We start from the raw sequence: 8474 nt of genomic DNA on the forward strand, positions 1-8474 counted from the left end.
GAGCCGGACTTCTCGACCGCGCTGTGCAGCACGCCCATATCCAGCAAATCGCCTTCCCTGGATATTCCCTGGCCGTACAGAATATCGAACTCGGCTTCGCGGAACGGTGATGCCACTTTGTTCTTCACCACTTTGCATTTGGTGCGGTTGCCGACCGTCGTTTCGCCGTCTTTGATGGCCGCCATGCGCCGCACTTCCATGCGCACCGAACAATAGAACTTCAGAGCGCGTCCACCGGTGGTTGTTTCCGGATTCCCGAACACCACGCCGATCTTCTCGCGCACCTGGTTGATGAAAATCAGGCACGTGTTCGTGCGGCTCACCACGCCGGTCAATTTACGAAGCGCCTGAGACATCAGGCGGGCGTGCAGGCCCATGTGGCTATCGCCCATGTCGCCTTCGAGTTCCGCTTTCGGCACCAGCGCCGCCACGGAATCGACCACCACGACATCCACCGCGCCGGAGTTAATCAGCACGTTCGCTATTTCGAGCGCTTGTTCGCCATGATCGGGTTGCGAAACCAGCAGGTTATCCACGTCCACGCCCAGTTTGCGCGCGTACGCCGGATCCAGAGCGTGCTCCGCGTCGATGAACGCCGCTGTCCCGCCGGCCTTCTGCGCCTGCGCGATGATCTGCAGCGTGAGCGTCGTCTTGCCGGACGATTCCGGACCATAGATTTCCACGACGCGTCCTCGCGGCACCCCTCCCACCCCAAGCGCGGAGTCGATGGAGATGGAGCCGGTCGAAATGACGCTGACTGCGCTGACCGTATCGGAACCAAGGCGGACGATCGAGCCCTTTCCGAACTGCTTTTCAATGGCGACCAGGGTCTGGTCAATGGATTTCTGGCGTTCACGAAGATCGAGCATGGGCATTCCGGGAGTGCTGTACAAATGGCAACTTTCTCAAGCCGTTTTGATGGACTCGCGAGTGGTATAAGTTGTTTCCATGCGACTGATGATGTGTTTGATGCTGGCGGGATGCGTAAGTGCGGCATTTGGCGATGAGGGCGGTTGGAAGCAGCTTTTCGATGGCAAGGATCTGAACGGCTGGAAGCACGTCGGCCCCGGCGCCGATTCGGTGGTCGACGGATTGATCAAAACCGGCGGCGGTATGGGCCTGCTCTATTGGACCGGCGGAAAGATCGGTAACTGCCAGTTACGGATCGTGTATAAGATGCGCGACTTCAATGACAATTCCGGCGTGTTCGTCCGGATTCCTCTGGAGCCGCGTGAAGAATGGATGCCGGTACATTACGGTTACGAAGTACAGATCGATAATCACCCGGAGACTTCGAAGGAGGATGAGTATCACATCACCGGCACACTCTACTCGCTCACGAAGCCGCTGGCCAAGCCAGGCAAGCCCGGTCCGGAATGGAACACCATGATCATCACCCTCGACGGTCCGCACACGATCGTGACGGTGAATGGCGTGAAGGTGACCGACTACAAAGAGGGCGATCCGGTGCCGGAGCGCAAGTTCCCCTTCGAACCCCAGCATGGACCGCGCCCGCTCCAAGGGTGGTTCGGGTTGCAGAACCATAGCGACAACGACATCGTTTTCTTCAAGGAAGTCGCGATCCGTCCGCTGCCGAAGGGCGGAGCCGGATCGAAGTAGATTGTGAACACCACAGAGGCGATTCCAATTCTGGTCGGGCGCGAGGACGAGGGCCGCCGGTGGGCGGACATCGAGGCTATGCCTGGTGTTATAGCTTACGGTTCAACGCGTCAGGAGGCGATCGCGGCTGTTAGTTCCCTCGCCTTTCGCGTTGCCGCCGATTGTATCGAACACGGCGAATCGCCTTGACTTACCCTTGAATTTCCCGCCTTCTTACTATCTGAAAGAGATATTCGAGATCGGGAACTGTCGAGATAGTTATTCTAAAGCAAGAGACGCCAATCGAATACTTCGGAACAAAGACCTGGCTGTCGCCGCTGCCCAGTGTCCGGAATTAAAGTCATTCTTGAATACCATCCTTACGCTGAGCGGTGGATCAGCACTGTAGTAAAGGTGGCGCTGCCTAAAGTGGAAGGCAGCGCAGGGAGAAGAGGTCATCATTGCGTGCGGCAAAAATCCCGTGGCTCGCTTAGTTCCTGTAAGTCCAGTTAGCGGAAAGCGCGTTCGACGCCTCTGACAAGCCGTGAGCAGGTTCTAACCCGCCCCACCCCGAACCTATCGCCCTCTAGCCGCAGAAGCGCTCTGCTTCACCACCGGCGGCGCCACATCCGGCGCAGGCGCGCCATTTACCGGCTCCGGCTTAATCAACCCCAGTAACTTACGCAACTCCGTATCCACCGCCGCCCGGATATCCACGTTATCCTTCAAGAACTGCCGGGCATTCTCGCGCCCTTGACCAATCCGGTCGCCCTTGTAACTAAACCACGATCCGGACTTCTCGATCACGTTCTGCGCAACACCCAGATCGATCAGATCGCCTTCCTTTGAAATCCCCTCGCCATAGATAATGTCGAACTCAGCCTCGCGGAACGGCGACGCCAGCTTGTTCTTCACGATCTTGACCTTCGTCCGGTTGCCGGTCACGCTATCGCCATCTTTGATCGCCGCAATGCGGCGGATATCGATGCGCACCGAGGAGTAGAACTTCAGCGCGCGGCCGCCCGTCGTCGTTTCCGGGCTGCCGAACATGACGCCGATCTTGTCTCGAATCTGGTTGATGAAGATCAGACAAGTCTTCGACTTCGACACAATCCCGGTAAGTTTGCGCAGCGCCTGCGACATCAGCCGCGCCTGCAAACCCATGTGGCTGTCGCCCATCTCGCCATCTAACTCAGCCTTCGGAACCAGCGCCGCCACCGAATCGACCACCAGCACATCGATCGACCCGGAAGTCACCAGCGCGCTGGTGATCTCCAAAGCCTGCTCGCCATAGTCCGGCTGCGAAACCAGAAGGTTGTCGACATCCACACCCAGCTTGCGCGCGTAGATCGGATCGAGCGCATGCTCTACATCGATGAACGCCGCCATCCCGCCATGGCGCTGCGCTTCGGCCACCACCTGCAACGCAATCGTCGTTTTGCCCGAAGACTCCGGCCCGTAGATCTCGGAAATCCGTCCTCGCGGGAATCCGCCGATACCCAGGGCGGCGTCCACGCCAATGGACCCCGTCGAAATCACCGAGATCGGGACCACGGCGTCCTTCGCCCCCAGGCGCAGAATCGAGCCTTTGCCAAACTGCTTTTCTATCTGCCCGAGCGTCAACTCCAGTGCCCGCGCGCGCTCTCGTTCGTCCATGGCTTCAAAACTCCTTAAATCAAAGGGGAGGCGATTTGTTTTAACTATACCAGCTACCATGAAGAAATGGCGAAAGTCCGCGTACTTTTTGAGGTGCAATGTCCGTGCTGCGATGCGACCCTGAAAATCGATCCCGAAACCCGCGCTGTCATCTCTCACCGCGCGCCCGTCAAGCCCTCGCCCATTGAGGATTTGGCTGCTGCCGTACAAAACCTCAAGGGCGAAGCCGGCCGGCGCGAAGACGCGTTCCAGAAAAGCTTTGCGAATCATCAGGTTCACGGCAAAGTACTGGAGAGTAAGTTCGATGAGCTCCTCCGCCAGGCCAAAGCAAATCCGGATCAGCCGCCGCCCAAACGCGACTTTGACTTAGACTAGTCGGAATCCCAGTTGCTTTCGATTTCCGAGGATGATTCCGATTCTCACCCCATTTCCGTTTTTCCAGCAGCCTCCGCCATCGGCCGACGCGACGCCGTCCGACGGCAAGAGCCACACGCTGACCGGCAACTTCCGCCGCCACGAGCGCTTCCACTCGAACTTTCTGCCGAGCGATCGCGATGTTCTGGTCTACCTGCCTCCGGATTATGAGTCGGATCGGAACCGCCATTACCCGGTGCTCTATCTGCACGACGGCCAGAATCTCTTCGACGGCGCAACCGCCTTCGTTCCGGGCCAGGAGTGGCATGTCGACGAAACTGCGGAAACGATGATCTCGCAGGGCTTGATCCAGCCGCTCATCATTGTCGGCATTTACAACACGGGCCGTTCCCGCATGGATGAGTACACGCCAACCACCGACCGGCGTTTGGGTCAGGGCGGTAAGGCCGATCTCTACGGCCGCATGCTGGTGGAAGAGTTGAAGCCGTTCATCGATCGTAACTACCGCACGGAGAAAGATACTTCGCATACCGCGCTCGGCGGCTCTTCACTCGGCGGGCTAGTCACTCTCTATTTCGGACTGCGCTACCCCAAAGTATTCGGCAAACTGGCCGTTATGTCGCCCGCCGTGTGGTGGGATAAGCGCACCATCCTGCACGATGTCCGGCACCTCTCGACCAAGCCGCCATTGAAGATCTGGCTCGATATCGGAACAGCGGAAGGCGGCCATCCCGACCGCACCGTCGCCGACGTTCGCAAACTGCGCGACGCCCTGGTGCGCAAAGGCTGGAAGCTCGGTCAAGACCTGGAATATGTCGAAGCCGAAGGGGCAGGGCACAACGAAGGCGCCTGGGCGTCCCGCGTTGGCGCGATGCTCCAGTTCCTGTTTCCGCTCACCGATGCGCCAGGTCAGCGTTACTGAGCGATGACGGCAACGAGCGGTCGCGCAAGCCGCACAGCCCCACTCCGAGCCCGACCAAGGAGGGTCCTGCGCCGTCAGCCGAGTTGACCCTGGCCTGGTGGAACGGAGCCGCGAGGGGTCGCGCACCGATCGCAGGTGATCCCACAAGCCGGCCTCATGCGGCAGTTGACCGGTGACGGCTCCGGCGCCATGGCAAACGCAACAGTGCGCTCGCCGACAGGATGGCGGCGAACGACGACGTGATTCCCAACGCGAGCAGTGTCCATACGAATAGGAAAGCGTGGCCGGAGTTGCCGATGTCGCCGCCGATAAGCCCCCGCCTCGATTTCATGTGAATGATAGGAATGAGCAACCCGAACAGGGACCCTAAGAAGATGATGATGTATCCCGCCCGCCTTCCGCCGAGCACCAGCGTTCCATATAGCTGGACGACGAAAACGAACACCGCAAACAAATTGACGAGACCTGCCGGCGACATCTGGAACAGAATGTCGTCGGTCAGGTGAATCGTCATCAAAAAAATGGTGAGCAGCGACGCTGTAGTCAACATGGCGCTCTGTTTCATGTGAGTTTCGCCTTCCCGCACCTCATAGACGCGCACCAAGCTCCGATAGCTTATCATGGGCTGCGGAAGAATCCACCCACGTTTCTACGTCAAATGAAAATTCACTTACTCACCACCGGAGGCACGCTTGAGAAGGTCTACTCCGAGCAGTCCGGCACGGTAGCCAATCTGGATTCTAAGGTCGATCGCTATCTGCGGCTCCTTCGCTTACCGGACTCCGACATCCACGTGCAAACTCTCTTGAATAAGGACAGTCTCGAGATGACCGATGCCGATCGCGAGCTCGTGCTCGAAGCCGTTAAAGCCGTCTTGTCCGATGGCGCTCCGATCGTGATCACGCACGGCACCGATACGATGGTCGAAACCGGACTCTTCCTGAAACACCACTTGGTAAGTGCTCCGGTGCCGATCATCTTTACCGGCGCCATGACCCCGCTCGGCTTCGAGCGTTCCGACGGTTTGCAGAATCTTACCGAAAGCTTACTCGCGGCCAGACTACTCGCGCCCGGGATCTGGTTAGTGATGCACAACCAGGTGTTCCCCATCGATCGCGTCCGTAAGGATCGCGAACGTGCGCAGTTTGTAAACGCCTGAACTCTACTTCCCAACTTGAAGTATCGTGAACGAACCCGGCGCCACGGTTGCCGCGCTGGGTGAACCCGCCGTGAGAAGTTCCCGTACCTCCCGCCACCAGTGTGAAAACCGAATGAAACCACTAAAACAACGCTCTCTACTGCCGATAGGACCCTCGCTCTGCCTGAGTCTGATCCTATCCAGCACGACCGCGCTGTACGGCGCGTCGGTCGCAACTCAAATTCCTCTCAACAGTTTTCAGCTAAACGGCAGCGCGCACCTCACCGGCGCCAATTCCATCACTCTGACCAACGAGTATTATCAGGCCGCCAGCGCGTTCGTTCCGACTCCCTTTCCGTTTCCGGCCGGAGCGAGCTTCCTCGCCTGCTTCTACTATGAAGCTCAGACGCCCGAACCCGACATCCCCGCCGACGGACTTGCGTTTGTAGTCGAAAATCTCGGACCCGACTCGCCGGCCTATCTCGGCCTAAGTGGTTCCGGAATGGGTTTCTTTACGCTCAGCTACTATCCGGCGATCGCGGTCACACTCGATTACTTCCCAAACGCAATCACCGGAAGCCCGGCCGGTACTATCGCGGTGGCGACAACGGAAGGCGTCGATCTGGTTCAGACTGTCCCCAATCTACCCGTCTTGCCCGGCGCGGGACTATTGCGCGGAGTCTGGATCGAGTACAACGACACGACTCAAAGACTGAATGTCTACTACGGAAGTACGACCTTTCAGCCGGGGATGCCCACTCTATCCACCGTTTTGCCGACCGGCTTGTCTACCATGCTCGGCGGCCAAGTCTACTTCGGCGTTACCGCAGGCACCGGCGCCAACTACTCGATCCAGCAGCTGAAGTATTTCTCCGTTGCCGTCTCGAACGCCCAGGGCTTAGAAACACCCTCAGTCCGCCCGGCTCAGCCCGATTTCGCGAGTCCGGTTGACCAGATCACGCGCCGCCTCCGCCCACTCGGGAAATAGGAACGTAAACCCGGATTCGCGCAGCCGGCTCGCCACGACGCGGCGGCTCTTCAAAACCAGCTCCGATTCCGTGCGCATCAGAAACGTTCCTATTTCGAGCATCCAGCGCGGCGCCGGCAGTCCCACCCGATATCCCCACGCCTCGCGTAACAAGCGCATGAAATCGCGATTCGGGATCGGGTTCGGAGCCGCCACATTTACTGTTCCCGCGAACTCTTCTCGCCCAATCAGCCATTCGATCGCACGCGCAAAATCCGCCTCATGAATCCACGAAACAAACTGATTCCCGGGCCCTTGCGTCCCCCCCAGTCCCAACCGGACTAGCCTCAGAAAGACATCGAAGACGCCGCCTCGATCCGGACTAAACGTCATGGCGCTGCGGATCGCCACCTTGCGAGTGCGCGGCGTCGCAGTCTCGAAGAACGCCTCCTCCCACGCCTTCGCCACATCAATCGAGAAGTTCCACGTATCCGGCGCTCCCGGCTCATTTCCGCCTAACTCCCCCGTCTCGTCATCCATTGCCCGATCCAGCGCGTGCCGGTAAATGGTCGCCGTACTCGCGTTGATCCAGACTACCGGCGGATGACTAAGCGATGCAATCACTTCATTCAACAGCCGGGTACTTCGAACTCTTGACTCATAGATAGCGCGCCGGTTCTTCGGATTGTACCGGCAGTTCACGCTCCGCCCGGCTAAGTTGATACAAACATCGCTGCCTTCGAGAACGGAGGTCCACTTACCCCGTGTCTCGCCGTCCCACAGGACTACCGGCCAGGGCGCAGTCTCTACCCGGCGGCTCAGCACCACCACTTCGTGTCCGCCCGCTTGAAAGTGTCGCCCGAGTATATGTCCGACTTGTCCACTGCCGCCCGGGATTACGATCCGCATGGCGGCAGGTACTGAGCCCACTCACCCGACTCCGCGATTTGCTGGATCGCTACATTGCGCTCATGTAACAGCCTTCGCATGTAACGCCGCAGCACCAGCTGCTCCCCCAGCCGGCCCAACACAGGTAATGGCGCCGCAAACTGGAAGATATCCTTCATCTCGGTAGCGCCCGACGGAAGCCTACGGAAGTAATGATCGTGCTCCATGGATCGAAAGATCCCTTCGAGCATCCGATCTCGAAAGTAAGTCGGCCGATCCATCTGTGTAATCTCGCTCGTCAAGGTATGCCAAAATCCGAAGTGCTTTGCGCGCCAGGTAACCCGGTCCGAAAGACCAATCAGCCCCGTGGTTACTCCGCTGGCCGCGACCGCTTGCTCGCCGTAATGAACATTCCCGGCCAGGTGTACCTCGACACTGCGCGCCAGGTCAAAGCAGCGCTCGATCGGCGCGCCGATGATCGTAACTTCTTCAATGCGGACCATTCTCACTTAGCCCCTGACTTCGCCGGAGTCGCCGAGAAGAACTTCTTCAGATTGCCCTTCAACTTCCAAAGCTGCCGCAACACCCCGCCGGGCAATCCGCGAAACTCCTCATAGACTGTGGTCGCCTGCTCGAAAAACGTCAACAGTTCCCGAATCCGCTTCCGCGTTTCCTTGTCCTCCGCGCCGCCGCGATCCATCTCCGCCGAGCACTCGCGAAGCACGGCCATCGTCGGATCGATCTCGCGACGCTTCCGCTCTTCCACCACGATCGTGAACATCTCCCAAACGTCATGCACCGTGTCGAAGTGATCGCGGCGGTCGCCCATCACATGCACCACGCGCACCAGTCCCCACCCCTGTAACTCCCGAAGACTTGTACTCACGTTGGATCGAGCGACGGACAGCAGAGCCGCCACCTGGTCGGCC

The 8474-nt window shown here is 58.9% G+C and carries 13 protein-coding genes; 7 read left to right on the forward strand and 6 right to left on the reverse strand.

From position 1 onward, the window contains the following. A partial coding sequence (gene recA / locus H1Y01_RS18060) for a recombinase RecA (RefSeq protein ID WP_180542044.1) occupies nt 1–869 on the reverse strand: 869 nt, incomplete at its 3' end. An 88-nt stretch (nt 870–957) separates the two neighbouring features. Here recA (H1Y01_RS18060) and H1Y01_RS18065 point away from each other — a divergent pair. From H1Y01_RS18065 to H1Y01_RS20170, 3 genes are read left to right on the forward strand one after another with little or no spacing between them, the layout of a single operon-like run. Beyond that, nucleotides 958–1620, forward strand: coding sequence for a 3-keto-disaccharide hydrolase (locus H1Y01_RS18065; protein ID WP_367399803.1), 663 nt, complete (start codon nt 958–960; stop codon nt 1618–1620). 3 nt (nt 1621–1623) lie between these two features. Continuing rightward, nucleotides 1624–1809 carry a type II toxin-antitoxin system HicB family antitoxin gene (locus H1Y01_RS18070; RefSeq protein WP_180542024.1) on the forward strand — a complete coding sequence of 62 codons (186 nt, stop codon included), beginning with the start codon at nt 1624–1626 and terminating at the stop codon, nt 1807–1809. Between the two features lie 7 nt (nt 1810–1816). Further along, nucleotides 1817–2008 (forward strand): DUF4276 family protein, encoded by a 192-nt coding sequence (locus H1Y01_RS20170; RefSeq protein ID WP_367399804.1) that lies wholly within the window; start codon nt 1817–1819, stop codon nt 2006–2008. Nucleotides 2009–2175: 167 nt separating this feature from the next. Here H1Y01_RS20170 and recA (H1Y01_RS18080) read toward each other — a convergent pair whose 3' ends face one another. Next, entirely contained in the window at nt 2176–3255 is a 1080-nt protein-coding gene (gene recA / locus H1Y01_RS18080; RefSeq protein ID WP_180542026.1) for a recombinase RecA, read from the reverse strand. Between the two features lie 66 nt (nt 3256–3321). Here recA (H1Y01_RS18080) and H1Y01_RS18085 point away from each other — a divergent pair, with 66 nt between their 5' ends. After that, nucleotides 3322–3630 (forward strand): hypothetical protein, encoded by a 309-nt coding sequence (locus H1Y01_RS18085; protein WP_180542028.1) that lies wholly within the window; start codon nt 3322–3324, stop codon nt 3628–3630. Between the two features lie 31 nt (nt 3631–3661). Further along, a complete protein-coding gene (locus H1Y01_RS18090; protein WP_180542030.1) occupies nt 3662–4552 on the forward strand; it encodes an alpha/beta hydrolase in 891 nt (296 codons plus the stop codon). A 154-nt stretch (nt 4553–4706) separates the two neighbouring features. Here the strand turns inward: H1Y01_RS18090 and H1Y01_RS18095 are convergent, their stop codons facing one another. After that, entirely contained in the window at nt 4707–5174 is a 468-nt protein-coding gene (locus H1Y01_RS18095) for a hypothetical protein (protein ID WP_180542032.1), read from the reverse strand. A 36-nt stretch (nt 5175–5210) separates the two neighbouring features. Here H1Y01_RS18095 and H1Y01_RS18100 point away from each other — a divergent pair, with 36 nt between their 5' ends. Both H1Y01_RS18100 and H1Y01_RS18105 read left to right on the forward strand, forming a co-directional pair. Then, nucleotides 5211–5711, forward strand: a complete 501-nt coding sequence (locus H1Y01_RS18100) for an asparaginase (protein WP_180542034.1) — start codon at nt 5211–5213, stop codon at nt 5709–5711. 112 nt (nt 5712–5823) lie between these two features. Beyond that, nucleotides 5824–6678, forward strand: a complete 855-nt coding sequence (locus tag H1Y01_RS18105) for an L-type lectin-domain containing protein (protein WP_180542036.1) — start codon at nt 5824–5826, stop codon at nt 6676–6678. Here the strand turns inward: H1Y01_RS18105 and H1Y01_RS18110 are convergent. The 3 genes from H1Y01_RS18110 to H1Y01_RS18120 all read right to left on the reverse strand — a co-directional run. Continuing rightward, nucleotides 6601–7566, reverse strand: coding sequence for a TIGR01777 family oxidoreductase (locus H1Y01_RS18110; protein ID WP_180542038.1), 966 nt, complete (start codon nt 7564–7566; stop codon nt 6601–6603). The two genes, H1Y01_RS18105 and H1Y01_RS18110, sit on opposite strands and share 78 nt — an antisense overlap. Next, nucleotides 7554–8048 carry an SRPBCC family protein gene (locus tag H1Y01_RS18115; protein ID WP_180542040.1) on the reverse strand — a complete coding sequence of 165 codons (495 nt, stop codon included), beginning with the start codon at nt 8046–8048 and terminating at the stop codon, nt 7554–7556. The genes H1Y01_RS18110 and H1Y01_RS18115 overlap by 13 nt, the downstream gene beginning before the upstream one ends. 2 nt (nt 8049–8050) lie before the next feature. Then, on the reverse strand, nt 8051–8474 hold a 424-nt coding region (locus tag H1Y01_RS18120), incomplete at its 5' end, for a GbsR/MarR family transcriptional regulator (protein ID WP_219341676.1).

This window comes from Nevskia soli (assembly GCF_903970205.1).
In the GTDB taxonomy this organism is placed as follows: Bacteria; Acidobacteriota; Terriglobia; order Bryobacterales; family Bryobacteraceae; genus Bog-113.